This is a genomic window from Acetobacterium sp., from assembly GCF_030652775.1.
In the GTDB taxonomy this organism is placed as follows: Bacteria; Bacillota; Clostridia; order Eubacteriales; family Eubacteriaceae; genus Acetobacterium.
Genome location: NZ_JAUSPS010000087.1, coordinates 1 through 16,669, shown reverse-complemented (window position 1 = coordinate 16,669; position 16,669 = coordinate 1). Strand labels below are relative to the sequence as shown.

At 41.3% G+C, this 16,669-nt stretch carries 15 protein-coding genes; all 15 read right to left on the bottom strand.

What is annotated here, in order from left to right; genetic code table 11:
- Window positions 1–382: 382 nt before the first annotated feature.
- On the bottom strand, window positions 383–1,849 hold the full coding sequence (gene lysS, locus Q7J41_RS15750) for a lysine--tRNA ligase (protein WP_304889389.1): 1,467 nt from the start codon (window positions 1,847–1,849) through the stop codon (window positions 383–385).
- Between the two features lie 11 nt (window positions 1,850–1,860).
- Window positions 1,861–2,337, bottom strand: coding sequence for a transcription elongation factor GreA (greA, locus tag Q7J41_RS15745; protein ID WP_026395777.1), 477 nt, complete (start codon window positions 2,335–2,337; stop codon window positions 1,861–1,863).
- Between the two features lie 111 nt (window positions 2,338–2,448).
- Window positions 2,449–3,720, bottom strand: a complete 1,272-nt coding sequence (serS, locus tag Q7J41_RS15740) for a serine--tRNA ligase (RefSeq protein ID WP_304889388.1) — start codon at window positions 3,718–3,720, stop codon at window positions 2,449–2,451.
- Between the two features lie 36 nt (window positions 3,721–3,756).
- Window positions 3,757–6,498 carry a UPF0182 family protein gene (locus tag Q7J41_RS15735; protein WP_304889387.1) on the bottom strand — a complete coding sequence of 914 codons (2,742 nt, stop codon included), beginning with the start codon at window positions 6,496–6,498 and terminating at the stop codon, window positions 3,757–3,759.
- Between the two features lie 162 nt (window positions 6,499–6,660).
- Window positions 6,661–7,293: a M15 family metallopeptidase gene (locus Q7J41_RS15730; RefSeq protein ID WP_304889386.1), complete on the bottom strand. Its 633-nt coding sequence runs from the start codon at window positions 7,291–7,293 to the stop codon at window positions 6,661–6,663.
- 167 nt (window positions 7,294–7,460) lie between these two features.
- Window positions 7,461–8,150 carry an ABC transporter ATP-binding protein gene (locus tag Q7J41_RS15725; RefSeq protein WP_304889385.1) on the bottom strand — a complete coding sequence of 230 codons (690 nt, stop codon included), beginning with the start codon at window positions 8,148–8,150 and terminating at the stop codon, window positions 7,461–7,463.
- Entirely contained in the window at window positions 8,143–9,306 is a 1,164-nt protein-coding gene (locus tag Q7J41_RS15720; protein WP_304889384.1) for an ABC transporter permease, read from the bottom strand. Before Q7J41_RS15720 ends, Q7J41_RS15725 begins: the two co-directional genes overlap by 8 nt.
- Complete coding sequence (locus tag Q7J41_RS15715; RefSeq protein WP_304889383.1) at window positions 9,290–9,955, bottom strand: B12-binding domain-containing protein; 666 nt, start codon at window positions 9,953–9,955, stop codon at window positions 9,290–9,292. Before Q7J41_RS15715 ends, Q7J41_RS15720 begins: the two co-directional genes overlap by 17 nt.
- Before the next feature lie 146 nt (window positions 9,956–10,101).
- Window positions 10,102–10,974, bottom strand: a complete 873-nt coding sequence (locus Q7J41_RS15710; RefSeq protein WP_304889382.1) for an amidohydrolase family protein — start codon at window positions 10,972–10,974, stop codon at window positions 10,102–10,104.
- 268 nt (window positions 10,975–11,242) lie between these two features.
- Window positions 11,243–12,145 carry a methylenetetrahydrofolate reductase gene (locus tag Q7J41_RS15705; RefSeq protein ID WP_304889381.1) on the bottom strand — a complete coding sequence of 301 codons (903 nt, stop codon included), beginning with the start codon at window positions 12,143–12,145 and terminating at the stop codon, window positions 11,243–11,245.
- Window positions 12,146–12,166: 21 nt separating this feature from the next.
- Window positions 12,167–12,787, bottom strand: coding sequence for a methylenetetrahydrofolate reductase C-terminal domain-containing protein (locus Q7J41_RS15700; protein WP_304889380.1), 621 nt, complete (start codon window positions 12,785–12,787; stop codon window positions 12,167–12,169).
- Window position 12,788: 1 nt separating this feature from the next.
- Window positions 12,789–14,753: an electron transport complex subunit RsxC gene (rsxC, locus tag Q7J41_RS15695; protein ID WP_304889379.1), complete on the bottom strand. Its 1,965-nt coding sequence runs from the start codon at window positions 14,751–14,753 to the stop codon at window positions 12,789–12,791.
- A 28-nt stretch (window positions 14,754–14,781) separates the two neighbouring features.
- A complete protein-coding gene (locus Q7J41_RS15690) occupies window positions 14,782–15,684 on the bottom strand; it encodes a bifunctional 5,10-methylenetetrahydrofolate dehydrogenase/5,10-methenyltetrahydrofolate cyclohydrolase (RefSeq protein ID WP_304889378.1) in 903 nt (300 codons plus the stop codon).
- Window positions 15,685–15,754: 70 nt separating this feature from the next.
- Window positions 15,755–16,414, bottom strand: a complete 660-nt coding sequence (locus tag Q7J41_RS15685) for a cyclodeaminase/cyclohydrolase family protein (RefSeq protein WP_304889377.1) — start codon at window positions 16,412–16,414, stop codon at window positions 15,755–15,757.
- Window positions 16,415–16,508: 94 nt separating this feature from the next.
- A partial coding sequence (locus Q7J41_RS15680) for a formate--tetrahydrofolate ligase (protein ID WP_304889390.1) occupies window positions 16,509–16,669 on the bottom strand: 161 nt, incomplete at its 5' end.

Here is a 16,669-nt window from a genome sequence, read left to right as displayed (position 1 = left end):
ATATCGTTGTTTCTTCATGTTGTCAAGCTGTTTTTTGAAATTCTTTTAAGTTCATTTCAATGTTTCAGCTGTGTGTGCGCCGCCTCTGTTCGAGACAACTTCATTAGTATACGCTCTTTCACCCCTCCTGTCAACATGTTTATGAAAGTTTTCTCATTTTTCTTTGATATTAGCCAAAAGACTCTGATATCCGCTAATTATCTGGTTTTAAGAGCAGTTAATCAACTATTTTACCGACAGGTTTTACTTATTTACCCTCATGATTATTGTTTAAACATATAAATAAAATGTTTTATTATTTTATTTTTAAATCCCAATCTTTTTCCGGTAAAGTAAAGGAGCTCAAAATTCTAAGCCTTTGAGCTCCTTGTTCATTGAGTTATTAGTCGATGGGTTTCATTGTCGGGAAAAGAATAACGTCTCTGATACTGTGCTGATTAGTGAATAACATCACCAATCGATCAATTCCGATTCCTAAACCGCCGGTTGGTGGCAGACCCACTTCCAGGGCATTGATAAAGTCAGCATCGTAAGGATGTGCTTCGTCATCACCGTCTGTTTTCTTTTGTACCTGAGACATAAACCGTTCTTTCTGATCGATGGGATCATTCAGCTCGGAAAAAGCGTTAGCACATTCGGCACCATTTATGTATAGTTCAAATCGCTCCGTGTATCGCGGATCTTTGGGATCTTTCTTGGCAAGTGGTGAAATTTCTACTGGGTGCATGGTCACAAAGGTTGGCTGGATGAGTTTATCTTCAACGAATTCATCAAAGACTTCGGCCATAATTTCACCGACACTATTTTTTCCATCCACATCCACATGCAGTTCTTTGGCTGCGGCTCGGGCCACTTCGACATCGGTCATGACATCAAAATCGACATTGGTGTGTTCTTTGACTAAATCGACCATTCGTGCCCGTTTGAATGGAGCGGCCAGACTGATTTCCTTTTCCCCATAAATAACGGTTTCGGATTTGTTTACTTCTTTGGCCAGGAAACTATAGAGTTCCTCGATCATTATCATTAGGGCATCATAGTTCGCATATGCCTCATAAGACTCCAGTAATGTGAATTCAGGGTTGTGGGTGGCATCCATTCCTTCATTTCTAAAAACCCGGCTCATTTCATAAACCTTGTCAAAACCGCCAACAATCAATCGTTTGAGTGGCAGTTCCAGGGCAATTCGGCAGTACAAAGTGATATCCAGGGCATTATGATGGGTCATGAAAGGTCTGGCATTGGCACCGCCGGCCAAATTGGAAAGAACCGGTGTTTCTACTTCAATAAAATCTCGGGCGTCATAAAACTCCCGTATTTTTCGCATAATCAGTGATCGTTTCTGGAAAACATCCTTCACTTCCGGATTTACAATCAGATCAACATAACGCTGTCGGTAACGAAGCTCCATATCTTTTAGACCATGATATTTTTCCGGCAGAATCTGCAACGATTTGCTCAGTAACGTCAGTTCTGAAACTCTTACTGAGATCTGACCCATTTTAGTTTTGAAGATTTCCCCTTTTACCCCAACGATGTCGCCGATGTCATAGGTTTTTATTTCGTCATATATATCTGGCAGGGCATCTTTTTTCAGGAATAATTGAATTCTTCCGGTAGAGTCCTGTAGATCATAAAAGGATACTTTTCCCTGGCCCCGTTTGGACATGATCCGGCCTGCCATGGTCACTTCTTTTTCTTCATAGTCATCATAAGACGCTTCAACTTTTTGGGCATGGGCACTTACATTGAAACTGGTTTGTTCAAAGGGATTCTTCCCGGCATCTTGTAAATTCTTTAATTTTTCTCTTCTTATTTCTAGAAGTTCGCTAAGATTTTCTGTTGTCAATGTCTACTCCCCTATCTACGTATTTCTAAAATTTGATATGCCGCTTCACCGTCAGGAATTTGCACCTTCACGGTATCGCCTACCTTTGCGCCCAGCAAAGCCGACCCAATCGGAGACTCATTTGAAATACGGTTGTTTTTAGGATCAGATTCCGCCGATCCGACAATTTTATATTCTGCGACTAAGTCCAGTAATGGGTTTTTAATTTTAACGATGCTGCCAACGCCCACATCTTCGGTATGAATATCTTTTTCCACAATAACAACTGCTATTTTAAGCTTGTGTTCCAGCTCCGAAATTCGACCCTCAACAAACCCCTGTTCATTTTTGGCTTCATCATATTCGGCGTTTTCACTTAAATCCCCGAACTCACGGGCTGTTTTAATCCGATCAGCGACCTCGTGGCGCTTAACTGTTTTTAAATATTCCAGTTCTTTTTTTATGTTATTAAAACCATCCTCGGTTATAACTAATTCTTTTCCGTTCATGTTCATTATATTCCTCCATCTGACACGATTCTTATTCTCAATCACGAGTGTCATTTTTTCTTTCTATTTTTTGTTTTATGCTTTGTTTTCAGTTGACATTATTTTGTTGGTTTACATACCGATAACGGTTTTTCCCCACATGTAGTGCACCAGTTTTTCCGGAACAATAACTGATCCATCGGCTTGCTGGTAATTTTCTAAAATAGCGGCAAAGGTTCTGCCCACTGCCAGTCCCGACCCATTGAGGGTATGCAAAAAGCGGGTTTTCTTGGTTTTGCCATCTCTGAATCGAATATTTGCCCGTCTGGCCTGGTAGTCTTCAAAATTCGAACAAGAGCTGATCTCAACATAGCGGTTGTAACTTGGCATCCATACTTCAATATCATAGGTTTTGGCCGAACTAAAGCCCAGATCTCCGGTACATAATTCAACCACCCGGTAAGGGATCCCCAGTAATTGTAAAATATCTTCCGCATTGTTTGTTAAGGATTCCAGTTCTTCGTAAGATCGATCCGGATGAACAAATTTAACCATTTCCACCTTGTCAAACTGATGATTACGGATTAATCCCCGCGTATCACGGCCAGCTGAACCGGCTTCTTGTCTAAAACAGGGGGTATAGGCGGTAAAATATTTGGGTAATTCTTCTTCTCCCAATATTTCATCGCGATAAATATTGGTTACCGGTACCTCTGCGGTTGGCACCAGAAAGAAGTCCTTACTTGGTAAATGAAAGGCATCGTCTTCAAATTTTGGCAACTGTCCGGTACCGGTCATACTTTCCCGATTCACCATAAATGGTGGGGAGATTTCGGTATAATGGTGTTCTTCACAATGGGTATAGAGCATAAAGTTAATCAAAGCTCGTTGCAATCGGGCTCCCTCACCTTTGAACATACTGAATCGGGCGCCAGTGATTTTGACTGCGCGCTCAAAATCCAGGATGTCCAGATCCACTCCAATATCCCAATGGGCTTTGATCTCGAAATCAAATTTTCGGGGCTCGCCCCACTTTCTGATTTCCAGATTATCGGTGTCGTCTTTTCCAACCTTGACTTGGGGATTGGGAATATTCGGGAAATTTAACAGCTGAATTTTGATCTCATCATCGATTTTTTTGACTTCTGCATCAAGATCTTTAATCGTGTTTGACAGCTCCTTCATTTCGGCAAAAATCTCGGTGCAATCCTTATTTTCTTTCTTTAAAACCGGAATTTGTTTGGACACCACATTTTGTCGGCTCTTCATTTCTTCAACTTGACCTAATGTTTCCCGACGTTTTTCATCTAATGCGGTAACAACGCTTAAATCGTATTGACCGCGTTTGTCCAAACCGGCCTGAACTTCTTCTTTATTTTCTCTGATGCGCTTTATATCGAGCATTTTTTCCTCCTGCTTTTAAAAACTTATGATCTTATCCTACTGAGTTACCCCAGAAAGTTGCTGCAGCTGAGCCAGAACCTGTTCCAGCTCACTTATTTTTTGTCCATACCCTGCCCAGTTACCGGCTTTTTGCGCTTCCTGTGCTTCTTTGAACAAGGCATTTGCTTTAACCACTAATTCTGCATTGGTTGAAGTGCTACCGGTGCTCTGAGTCGGTGGGTTATTACTCAGTAATTCCTGGATGTCAAAAACCTGTGCCAGCGCCAACTCCAGGGAGTCAGCCATAACTATTTCATTCTGGTAACACACCACTACTTTTTTTAATTCCGGTAGATTATTTTCTCCGCCTACGGCTTGAATGTAAATTGGTTCGACATAGATAATCGCATTTTCGATCGGTATCGACATCAGATTTCCCCGCAGAACCCGAGAGCCCTGCTGCCCCAAAAGGGTCAATTGTGGTGAAATGATGGTATCCTGGTCGATCCGCTGTTCGATCTGCATCGGACCATAAACCAATTGCTGTTTGGGAAACTCATACAGGATCAGCTGCCCATAACCCGGGCCATCCGATACCCCTGCCAGCCAGGCAATCATATTATCCTTATCTTTTGGTGTAAAGGGCACTGTCAGCATAAATTCTGCTTGGCGATCCGGCAGTTCCATAATGGTATAAGCCGATTCCACCGGTACCTCAGCTTTTTCAGATTCATAAAACTGGGTTGCCGTTTCCCACTGATCTTCCTTATTATAGAAGACTCTGGCGTTTGACATATGATAGGTTTTATAAACATCAGATTGAACGTCAAACATGGTTTTTGAATACCGCAAATGTTGTTTAATTCCTTCCGGCATTTCTGAAAGATCTTTCAAAAATCCAGGGAATATCTTGCTATAGGTTTCCAATACCGGTTCATTATCCACCTTATAGAAGGTAACATCGCCATTATAGGCATCAACAACCACCTTCACTGAGTTACGGATATAATTATTACCAGCCTTATCAAAAGGCTGGGAGTAAGGGTAGCGATCACTGGTCGTGAAGGCATCAACAATCCAATACAAACGGCCTTCTGCGATCACCATGTAAGGATCACTTTCATAGCTTAAAAATGGGGCAATGGTTGAGACTCTTTCTGAAATATTGCGATGAATCAGCATCTTACTGTCATCTGTAATTTCATTTGCCAAAAGCAGTTCCGATGACCCATGATAGAGAGCAAATGCCAGTTTATTGATAAAAGACATTTGGATCCCCGCTGTCCCTGTGTAGGTTACCTCCTGATTATCATTACCCTGAGGATAATCAAACTCTGCTGTCGTACAGTTGGTGACAACATAGCCATAGTCATTTTCGCCGAAGTAAATACGGGGTTCGTCAATGACCAGTTCGCTCACATCTGTAACTGGAGGAATGTCTTTGACAATCAGATCCGGCTGTCCCACATTGTTTGTTTTGTTGACCGGGGATACCGCTGTTCCAAAGCCATGGGTATACTTCAAGTGCTGATTGACCCAGGTCTTCGCTTCAGTGGGTAACAAGGTATTGTTCATTTCCCGGGCACCCAGGAACACTTGGGTGTAGACACCATTGACAAAATAGCGATCCACATCAACATCATAAAACTGATAGTAGTTCCTGATCCCTTGTAAAGAATTATACATTTCCTGGGTTGGTATTTGATCGTTAATTGGGATATTATCGATGGTGATTTTATTTTCATTAATATCTTTTGCCGTTATTTCCTGAGTTCCTGAAAATTCTCTTGTTTCAACATTGGCTAAATCATAGGCCTGTTGCGTATACTCAATGTTATTGGCAATATACTGTTCTTCTTTTGTAAACTGGTTAGGAATAACAATCAGTGATTCATAGACTCCCTGGGCTGCGCCGCCGAGAATTATCACAACGATGAAAAGAACCGGTCCGACACCCATATATAGATATTTTTTCTTGTAGCCGGCGAATACGGATGTGACCGCCAGAACCAAACATAAAACGCCTTTAACAATGATGACCTTCAGTCCGACATCTATATCTGCCGCACCAGCGCCATAGACGATCCCCGAATTGGAATACAGCAACTGAAACGCTTCTAAAAAGCTGCCAATCGACAGGATTAAAAAAAGCACTCCTAAAAAAATGCCGATCTGCCGGGATGCAATCTCAAGATAGGATTTGAAAATCCCTTTGGCATTGTCTTTAATGGATTCCAGATCCTGTTCCCGGCTAAATTCGATTTTCTTACCCTGATAGAGGATATAGGCCGTATATAAAAATGTTAACACGACAATGACCGCAAAGAAACCGATAAAAATAGCAAAGACTTCCTGGTATAATGGCAGCCCAAAAAAATAAAGGGCCAGATCCTGGTTGAAGATGGGATCTGTCAAATTAAATTGAGTCTGATTGACGAATTCCAGTATTTGGTACCAAAGCCGGTCTGAGATCATAATGGTCAGGAAAAAAGCGACCACGCCACTCACCCCAATTGCGAGGATATTTTGTTTTTTCGTTGCCTTCTGGACACTCCCGATGTACCTTGAGGAAATGCGATTAAGCAATTTTAAATAAAAAAACAAAATCAGTATCAATCCAATAAAGATTGGAATACCTATTTGTGTTTTTGTCACCAGTTCTTTAAAGAAAATTTCAGTATAGCCCATTTCCACAAACCAAAGATAATCAATATAAAATTGGTTCAGTGATAATAAAATGGCGAAAATCACGAACAACACACCTAATCCAATCAAGAGTGTTTTATTTCTTTTTCTCATTTTTTCACTTCTTTCCTGATAGTATCGTATTTTTCTCTAATTTTATCATTATATCACATTTTTTTGACAATTCATTAATAAAATGCAATATTTCTGATTAAAAGAGGATCATCCGAAAATTCAACTATTTTTATTTGATGGCTGCTTAAAAACGAAGCCCGCTCAGTCTTGAATCGGGAAGTCAAAATAGGTTTCGGGATATGGCTCTTCTGAAAGGGTAAAGTGCCACCACTCCTGTTGCATCGGTTCAAACCCCTCTGAGCGCATCAGATAACGGAGCTGAACCCGGTTTTTACTTTGTTCCAGGGTGAGATGATCATAATCGCTGTAAGAGACCTCGGAAAAATAATCAAACACTCCACCCATATCAATTTCGATCCCTGTTTCGATGTTTACCACCGTCAGATCCACTGTACTGCCCCGGGTATGAGAAGATTCCGGGGCGATAAAGCCACCATCGAAAATTTCCTGTCGCGTCTTATCCGGATAATAAACGCTTTTGGTTTTCTCATCTTCTTCCAACTTTCCCCAGCGAACAAAATGATCCACTGCCCGCTTGGGACGATACCCGTCAAAAACTTTTAATCCAAACCCTTCTTCCAAAAGTTGTTTTTGAACTCTCCCCAATGCGATAGTCGCTTTTTCGGTTAATAAAATGATGGGGGCTTCATAACCGTTGATTCTTTCACCCACAAAGTTATCTCCCGTATAGTATTTTACATCTGTCATGATTCCCGGAATTTCTATGGCAATATCCACAAAATCATTGGGACGTACAATCATAATTTTTTTCATTGATTTTCCCCTAGTTTCACGCTTCAAAATGTCTATTTCCCTATTTTATACGATGATCGACATGATTACCAGTAATAATTATCAAAATCAATGAAAGCATTAAATAATCGACCCTATTATTTTATACCTGAATTATTTGGAGGATTATTTAATGCTGAACGACTGCCTCATTTAACAATGTCCAAAGAAATTCGGCCATCCAAAATTTCAACAATGCGGTCTGCTTTTTCGGCAACCCGTCGATCGTGGGTGATGATGATAAAAGTTGTTCCCAGTTCCTGATTGATCTTCCTGAAGAGTTGATAAATACTGTCGGTGGTCTGCGAATCTAAATTACCGGTAGGTTCGTCAGCCAGCATGATTTTGGGCTGATTCATCAGTGCCCTGGCAATGGCTGTCCGTTGCTGTTGCCCCCCTGACATATTTGTTGCCAAATTCTTTTCCACCTTTTCAAGTCCGACCAGATTCAGTATTTGCTTGGCTCTTTTCTGACTTTCTTTATCTGCCTTGCCATTAGCGATCCGGTAAGGCATCAGGACATTTTCCAGAGCGGTAAACTCCGGCAACAGATAATGAAACTGGAACACAAAACCCAATGTTTCGTTTCGCAAATCAGCTAAGCGTCTTTTTGACATGTTTCTAATGGAAACGCCATTGATAATCACTTCCCCTTTTGTCGGACGATCGAGGGTTCCGATAATATTAAGGAGGGTACTTTTACCACTACCGGACTCGCCAATAATGGCATTGAATGAGCCCGTAGTAAACCCCAGATCGAGTTCATGAAGAGCAACTGTTTTAATTGCCTTGCCATAGACCTTCGATACGCCTTTGACTTCAACCACAAAATTATCCATTTTTAATTACCTCCATAGGATCCAGCTGAGACACGCGAATGGCTGGGATTAATGCCGCCAGTGTTGAAGCGGCAACGGCAATTCCCGCTGAAATGCCAATAAAATACCAGTCTATATAGAAGGGTACTAACGAAGACCCATCGGGGTTAGTGACAAAGGTAGCAAACGACCAGCTCAGTCCGATTCCCAAACCGATACCGACAAAAGCTCCCAATATCCCCAGCAGAAATCCCTGAAATAAAAAAACCAGACTGGCTATGGGGTTATGCATTCCCATGGCTTTTAATATCCCAATCTGTCTGGACTTCTGCACAACACTGATGGCCAGGACACTGGCGATGCCCAGTACCACTGATATCAGTACAAAAACCTGAATCATCAAGCTTGAAGCGGTTTGACCTGACAGCCCCGATAATAACGCCGCATTCTCTTCTTTCCAGTTTGTCACAACTAAGTTATCGTTATTAAGGCGTTTTTCCACCGCCATTGCCACTTCACCCGCCGCAAAGACATCCTTTACCTGCATTTCGATCTGTGATACGCCTTCACCGGTTTCCAGAAATGTCTGCGCCGTACCGTCATTTGTTAAAATCCATGATTCATTTAAAGACTTTACCTGTAAATCAAAAAAACCAGTTACCAAAAATTCACCAGTCTTACCGGTCGGGGTAATCATTTCAATCGTATCGTCGATTTTAACATTCAGGTTTTCCGAAAGGTCTTTTCCAATAATAACCTCATTTTTATTTGTGCCCAATTCTCCTTTAACGACCCGATCTGCTATTTTATAAATTCCCTGAGCATCATCCCACGCAAAGCCTCTCAAAATAACGGTCGTCGACTGATCGGTTGTTTTTAAGATGGCCGGTCCCTGGGTAACCGCGACAAGGTTTGTTATTTCGGCTGGATTGGCGGCTTTGATTGCTTTGATTTCGGTCTGAGAGTCTAAAATATAATCACCGTCCTCTTTGGCCGAAACGGTAATCTGTGGTGCGCTTCCGACTGTTTTGTCGACCAGACTTTTTTGGAGCCCGGTGATCAGCGACCCGATAAATATCTGCACCGACACCCCAATAGCGATCCCTAATACAATCAGCGCGGTCTGTCCCTTACTGGATTTTAAAAAGCGAAGGGCGATATCAAATGCCAGTTTCATGATTTTCCCACCCTTCCGAAATTCTCACCACCGCGTCATAGCTATCAACATAATAATCGCCACCGATTTCTTTTACCACTGTCAAATTATCGTTAAATGCTGCCCCGCCTAGAATGATAGTGATATCCTTGCCGAGAATTTCCCTTACATCTTCAATGGTTCGCCTGGCGGCAACCAGATTAAAATAATTACTGACCCCCATGGCAATGACCTCTGGACGCAATCGAACCATTGCCTGCAAAAGGGCTTCCGGCGGCGTATTGCCGCCTAAAAAATAGACCTGATGACCGCATAAGGTAAAGAAATCGGAAATCATCCGGGCGCCAACATCATGGTATTCCTCTGCAGGGCAAAAAACTAGGATTTTTTTCTTTCCTTTTTTCACACTGTTACGCAATCCTTCATTGACGACCCGGGGATAGCAGTATTCAATGATGGTTCGGACCACTGATGTTCTAAAATGCTCTTTCCAGATCGCCACCGATTCTTTTCTTTCTTCCAGTTCCATTTTATTTTGGGCGGGCATTAACAACTCGTTGTATAACTCGACAATACCAACCTTCCCGGTTTCCAGAGCATCCAGTGCAATTCGCACGGCATTGGGTTTATCATCGTTTTCAAGACATTCCACAAATTTTTCATATAACATATGCGCACCATCCAATTTATAGATTATCAACTGTTTATACCCAGGGGGTATAAAAACAAACGCATCGCCCACTTATTTTGTATCAATTCAAAACAAAGAATCCCTACAAATAAAATTTGTAGGGATTCTCTTATGCTAATAAACTATTAGAGGTCGATAACCCATTTTCCAATGCTTTCCAATTTTTCTGATGTCAATCCACAGTCGCACAAATAACCAAGCTCATCTAAAGTGCCTTGTCCCAGGGGAACTGATGTTGCTCCTGAGTCACTTCCCAATGCAATGTTCACACCCATTGCATCTGCTTTTTTTACCATCAACTGATGTTGTCTAAAATATGCTTCCGATACTTTTTGATATTTCTTCATTGGACTCGCATCATCGCATCTGGCTATATTGGCAAAAGGTGCCAGAGTCGGCACCCAAACAACACCACTTTCACGCATCGCATGAAGGCAATCATCATTTATTCCATAACCATGCTCAATGGTATCCGCTCCGGATGTCAAAGCTATCATAATACCCTCTGGCGTGTTGGCGTGAACCATGACTGATAAACCCTTTTGATGAGCATGATCAATCATCTCCGAACATTCACTTTTAGAAAACCCGACCGGTCCTGAGGTACCCAATGCGGTAAAACTCATGATGCCGGTTAAAATAATTTTTATAAAATCTGGCTTTTTCTTTATGAGCTGATTCATCTTTTCAATGCCATCTTTTACGTTATCTACTGAGTTCCCTAAAAAATCACCGTAATGGCCTTTTTTATAAAAAGCGTGAATGGGTGTCTTAACAATAAGATCGGAATCTTTTGAAATATCTCTGAGAATTATTCCAATTCCTGAACCATCCCCTCCATCACGAATTGCCTGTACCCCTTTATTTTGATAGATTCGAATGAGGTCTTTCATTGCCTCAAGCGCTAAGTCGTCTAAATCAGACCATCTCAATCCTCTGAATTGACCCAAACCACAATGAACATGACAGTCGATCAGCATGTTGTTTTTTTTACGCAAACGTTATGAATCTCATCTGCCGCTTCAGATCTGTTCGGGCTTGTTCCAATTACTGTTATTTTCACCTTATCACCAACCTATAAATCTGCAAAGTCCAGAATTTTGGTGGATTTATTCCCCCAAATAAAAAACTCCTCCATTAGATGAACAGTTTAATCGCTCAAACTGTCCTCCTTAAAATGAACAGTTTAGTAACTAAACTGTCCACTCTAAGAGGAGCATTTTAAAATTTCCGGCTCGGCCGGCATTCAGTTAACGTTTCTGTTTATTAAACGACTGGAGTTATTGGAGCAATTCCAGCCATATCAAGAATTTCAGGAATTCTATTTTCCCAGCCTAATGACATGATATGAACACCTTGTGCGTAGTCTTTACATTCTTTGATCAGACGAGCACAGATTTCCACGCCAGTATCTCCAGCTTTTGTTTTTTCTTTATCAGCTTGCAATTCTTTAATCATATCATCTGGAACATGAACGCCAGCTACGTTGGCATTCATATATCGGCACATGCCCACATTTTTGGGGATGATTAGACCCAGTTGTACTGGTACTCCAAATTGTTTAGCTTGTTCCATAAATTTGATGAATTTTTCTGGTTCATAAACGCCCTGGGTTTGGAAATATTCACATCCGGCTTTCACTTTTGCTTCCATTTTTGCCAATTGGACATCCACAGAGTCACTACATGGTGACACAACAGCGCCCTTAGCAAATTTAGGAGGCGCTCCATCAATGGCATTGCCAGCAATGTCGAAGCCTTCTTCCATTCGTTTTACGGCGTGAATCAATGACACGGAATCCAGATCGAAAACAGGTTTTGCTTGTGGATGATCTCCTAATGTGGTGTAATCCCCAGTTAATAGCAATAAATTTTCAATGCCTAATAATGCTGCACTTAAAACATCAGACTGTAAGGCAATACGATTTCGGTCACGGCAGGTAATTTGAAAGATTGGAAGTAATCCCTCATCTTTTAATACCTTACATGTTGCCAATGAACCAGTACGCATAACCGAAGATTGGTTATCCGTTACATTCAATGCATGAACCCGGGTTTTCAAATACTCATGGGCATCTTTAATCAGGTGGTCAAGTTCAACCCCTTTTGGAGGTCCCACTTCTGCAGTTAATACAAACTCACCACGTTGAAACAACTCAGTTATTCTCATTTATAATTACTCCTAATCTTCTTAAATTATTGGTTCTTCTGCGTTTGGATTGTGATAGTTCCGCACTTTTGGTGCATCATATTTCATGTTATCCAGTTTGTTCAGTTTTTCCAATTTTCGGTAAATCCGTTCCCATCCGCATTCCATTTCCTTATCTACTTCACACATGCCTTCTTTGGCACCGCCACATTGGCCGTTAAGCAGACTTTTTGAACATGCGGTAATTGGGCAGATTCCGCCGGTACCATTCAGATAGCATTCTCCACACTGTCCACAATCAACATTCAGTGGTGTAACACCCTGGAATCCTGGTAATGGATAGGTATCACAACAGGAGTAGACTTTTTTACTTTCAAATTGAGCAGCAACAGTCTGAACCCCAACGCCACAGGAAAATACCAAGATGGTATCGGCAGCATTAATGACATCAGTATGTTTTTGCAATTGTAATTTCAAATTATCGGGATTACAGATGTAATCAGTTGTGATAATCTGAGTCACACCGTTAAGGTCTTTTTGCAGTTCATCTGCTTCGTGTTCAGCGAAATAGACTTCTTTGCAGCCGTGACAGTTTATGATCACAGTTTTTCCTTGTGCCAGTGCTTCGATTGTTTCTTTTGATTTTAGTTGGGTAATCAGCATATTATTTACCCTCCCTTATGGCAGTTTTTCCAATTTTAATTCGTTCAACAATTGGAATTTTTGATGAACAGATATATTCACAACATCCACATTCAATACAGTCCATGGTATTTTGTGTTTTCATGCCTTCCCAATCTTCTGACAGAGCATATTTGGTGAAATACAGCGGACGCAGTTCCATTGGGCAGACGTCAGCACAACGGCCACATTTGATACATTCTACTGCTTCTTTAACAATGGTTTCAACAGCGATAATGCCGTTGGAACATTTCAGCATCGGAACATTGAGGTTCGCCTGGGCGAATCCCATCATTGGGCCACCGATTTTAACAGTTACATCGTCGCCTTTTACATCACCGCAATGGTTGACGATATCTTTGACAGAGGTACCAATCTTGACTAAGTAGTTTCCAGGCTTGTTCATGCGGTTACCGCTGACAGTCACAACGCGTTCAACCAGTGGCATTCCTAACTGGATTGCATCGGAAACGGCTTTGGCTGTGCTCACGTTACATACGATTGCCCCAACATCCATTGGCAGACCGCCACTTGGAACTTGCTTGCCCATAACCCGTTTGATAAGCATTTTTTCAGCCCCTTGTGGGTATTTGGTTTTTGCAACAACGATTTCGATGTTTTCGATATCAGCAGTTTTTGCCTGCAGTAATTCAACTGCATCCAACTTATTGTCTTCAATGGCAATCACACCTTTTGGTGCGCCTGATGCTTTCATCATGGCTTTTAAACCATAGATCACTTCATCGGCATACGCCAGCAGAACTTGGTGATCTGCTGTTAGAATTGGTTCGCATTCACAACCGTTGAGTAAGACCAGTTCAATCGGTTTAGGTGATTTAAGTTTAACGGCAGTTGGGAATCCAGCGCCACCCATACCGACAACTCCTTTTTCACGGACAATTTCGATAATTTCATCCGCTGAAAGTTTATCTAAATCGCCAGCCGGTTTAACGGATTCATCAAGAGTGTTCTTGCCGTCCGACTGAATCACAATTGCTAAGCTATCCAGCCCGCTAATCGGATGTAATCTCGGTTCAACGGCAACAACGGTTCCGCTGACACTGGCATGAATCGCACTGCTGATAAAGCCAGCTGCTTGAGCGATTTTCTGACCCATTTTTACCTGATCGCCAACTTTGACAATCGGTTCAGCTGGTGCACCAGCATGCTGTGACATCGGAATAACCACATTCACTGGATCTGGGAAAGGTACCACTGCGATATGTTCACTCAACTCTTTAAATTCGGTTGGATGAATTCCGCCATAGTATCCTTCAAATCGTTCTTCACGGACAGATTTTACATATTCGCTGATGAATTTATGATTAACTTTGGAATAATCCCGAAGTTCTACTGGCTTATCCAACAGTTCTTGCAAACGTCCCTGTTTTTCCAATCTTTCATAGATGAGCTGCCATCCGCAATCCATCTCTTTATCGACTTCACATTTGCCATTTTTGGCGCCGCCGCATTGTCCATTCAGTAAGCTTTTTGAACAATCAACAACTGGGCAGATTCCGCCAGTCATGTTCAGGTAGCATTGTCCACATGCTTCGCATAAGGTGGTTGTCAATGCCATTCCATGATAGCCATCAACGATAACAGAGTCGCTTGCAGCATATACCGGAATTTCGGCCATTGCTGCCATCGTCTGAATACCCAGACCACATGAGATAACAAATACATTTTCGGTTTCTTGGGGAATAAGACCTTGGAAGCTCTTCGCTGTTAATGGTTCATTGCACAGAAAATCGATTCGTGCCGAGCCCACGATATTTTTGCCCTGTTCCTTGGCAATCTCTTCAAACAAACCGCATTCCGGTTCGTCAAAACTGTCGAGTTCCTTGAAGCATTTGTTACAGGCGATAACAAACAAATTATCTTTGCCTGCCAGAACCGCATCAAGTTCTTCCTTTCTTTTCAGTTTAAACTTTGTGTAATCCTCCAATTGTATACCTCCTTTGTTTTTTCAGATTTTATAGGTTATTTTGCATTTTACATGCTCGAATAACATGTGCTGCTAATAAAGCTGTTGTGATTGGGCCTGTTCCGCCGCCGCATCCTGGTGTCGCTGAAGTAATCATAGCTACCTTGTCTAAACAGTCTACGTGAGCATCTCCAGCCCGAATTTTTTTGCCTTCTTCGTTTAATACAAATTCTTTATTTGCATCTTTCATCTGAGACATAGCAACGTCAATTAAAATACAGTCTTCGCTTAACATATCAGCTTTTACAAGACCATAAATACCACATGCGGTTACAACGATATCAGCTTTCTTGGTGTAAGAAGCAGTATCTTTTGTATGTACATGACACATGGTTACGGTTGCAAATTCGTTTGTCAGCATAATTGTAAGTGGTTTTCCTAGTACGTTAGAGTTATTAATAACCACAACGTCTTTACCTTTAACATCGATGTTATAGAATTTGAACATTTCCATAACGCCTTCAGCTGTACATGGGAAGAATCCTCTTTCATCGGCGATCATCAGTTTTCCTAAGTTTGTTGGATTAAGAGCATCTGGATCTTTTTCAGGACTTAATAGATATTTGATTTTTTCTGCATCAATTTGATCTGGAAGTGGTTGGAAGATTAAAACAGAATGAATGTTTTTGTCTTCATTGATCGCTTGAAGTTTTGCAATAAAATCTGCTTCGGTTACGTCGATTGGGAACTGAACAGATTCAACTTCGATGTTTGATTTTCCCATTCTGGTGATAATGCTTTTTTCGTAAGAAATAGAACCTGGATCTTCACCAACTCGCATGATTGCCATTTTTACTTGAATGCCTTTTGCTTTTAAATCATTAGCGTCTGCTAGCACTTGAGCCAGTACAGATTCACTTACTTCTTTTCCACTTAATAATTTTGCTGCCATAATTATAATACTCCTCTTTTGTTCAAAATTTTTATAGATCTCTTTTTTATAAATCTTTTAATACATGCTATTATGAAAGTTGTTTTTCAACATCTGCATAAACGCGGTCACAGATTTCAACGCCTTTATCTAACATTGGCTTGATTCTGTTATTTACGTCAGCTACATAGGCTGCGTCCTTGATTGTCTTGATATTAATTAGTACATTAACCCAACCGCTGATCATTCCCGCTCTTAAGCACTGAACACCACATGCGACATCACTGATGGCTAAAGCAGAACCTTTACCAACCAGTTCTTCCTGTAATAAAACAGCCTTGTAACATACTTCAACGATTTCAAGAGGAATGCTGCACGCAACTTTGGTGCATTCTTCTAAGGTTTTTTCTTTGTAAGCTTTTTCTTCTTCGGTTTCTTTGGGGAGGCCGTAAGCTTTTGCTAAAGGCATAAAGTTCTTTGCATCTTCATCGATCATTGCTAACAGACGATCCTGCAGAACCTGTGCTTCTTTTAAAATACGTTGAATATCTTCTTCGTACTCTGCATATTTTTTCTTTCCAGTGGTCAAGTTGCAAACCATTCCAGCCAAAGCTGTTCCGATTGCACCAACTAATGCGGCTGCACCGCCACCACCTGGAACAGCTGCTTTGCTGTACAGGGCTTCAACAAATTCAGTACATTTTTTTTCTGAGATAGAACTAAAATCAGTTCCTACTGCATCAAATTCCATTCACAAACTCCACTTCAATTTTTATCGTATTTTTTTTTAACAAACTTATTTATTGAAAGGGTTCCGAAGAACCCTTTTAATCAGCAACATATTTCTAGAACAAACCAGAAATAACACCATTTTCATCAACATCAATTTTTTCGGCTGCTGGTACTTTTGGCAGACCAGGCATTTTCCTGATATCTCCGGTCAGTGCAACAATAAATCCGGCACCGGCTGAAATATTACATGAACGAACGGTAATTCTGAAACCGG

What these genes read in the sequence shown, in the direction of transcription:
- greA (WP_026395777.1), bottom strand. Translation starts at nt 2,337, where the DNA reads ATGAACGGAAAAGAATTAGTTATAACCGAGGATGGTTTTAATAACATA.
- serS (WP_304889388.1), bottom strand. Translation starts at nt 3,720, where the DNA reads ATGCTCGATATAAAGCGCATCAGAGAAAATAAAGAAGAAGTTCAGGCC.
- Q7J41_RS15735 (WP_304889387.1), bottom strand. Translation starts at nt 6,498, where the DNA reads ATGAGAAAAAGAAATAAAACACTCTTGATTGGATTAGGTGTGTTGTTC.
- Q7J41_RS15730 (WP_304889386.1), bottom strand. Translation starts at nt 7,293, where the DNA reads ATGAAAAAAATTATGATTGTACGTCCCAATGATTTTGTGGATATTGCC.
- Q7J41_RS15725 (WP_304889385.1), bottom strand. Translation starts at nt 8,150, where the DNA reads ATGGATAATTTTGTGGTTGAAGTCAAAGGCGTATCGAAGGTCTATGGC.
- Q7J41_RS15720 (WP_304889384.1), bottom strand. Translation starts at nt 9,306, where the DNA reads ATGAAACTGGCATTTGATATCGCCCTTCGCTTTTTAAAATCCAGTAAG.
- Q7J41_RS15715 (WP_304889383.1), bottom strand. Translation starts at nt 9,955, where the DNA reads ATGTTATATGAAAAATTTGTGGAATGTCTTGAAAACGATGATAAACCC.
- Q7J41_RS15705 (WP_304889381.1), bottom strand. Translation starts at nt 12,145, where the DNA reads ATGAGAATAACTGAGTTGTTTCAACGTGGTGAGTTTGTATTAACTGCA.
- Q7J41_RS15700 (WP_304889380.1), bottom strand. Translation starts at nt 12,787, where the DNA reads ATGCTGATTACCCAACTAAAATCAAAAGAAACAATCGAAGCACTGGCA.
- Q7J41_RS15690 (WP_304889378.1), bottom strand. Translation starts at nt 15,684, where the DNA reads ATGGCAGCAAAATTATTAAGTGGAAAAGAAGTAAGTGAATCTGTACTG.
- Q7J41_RS15685 (WP_304889377.1), bottom strand. Translation starts at nt 16,414, where the DNA reads ATGGAATTTGATGCAGTAGGAACTGATTTTAGTTCTATCTCAGAAAAA.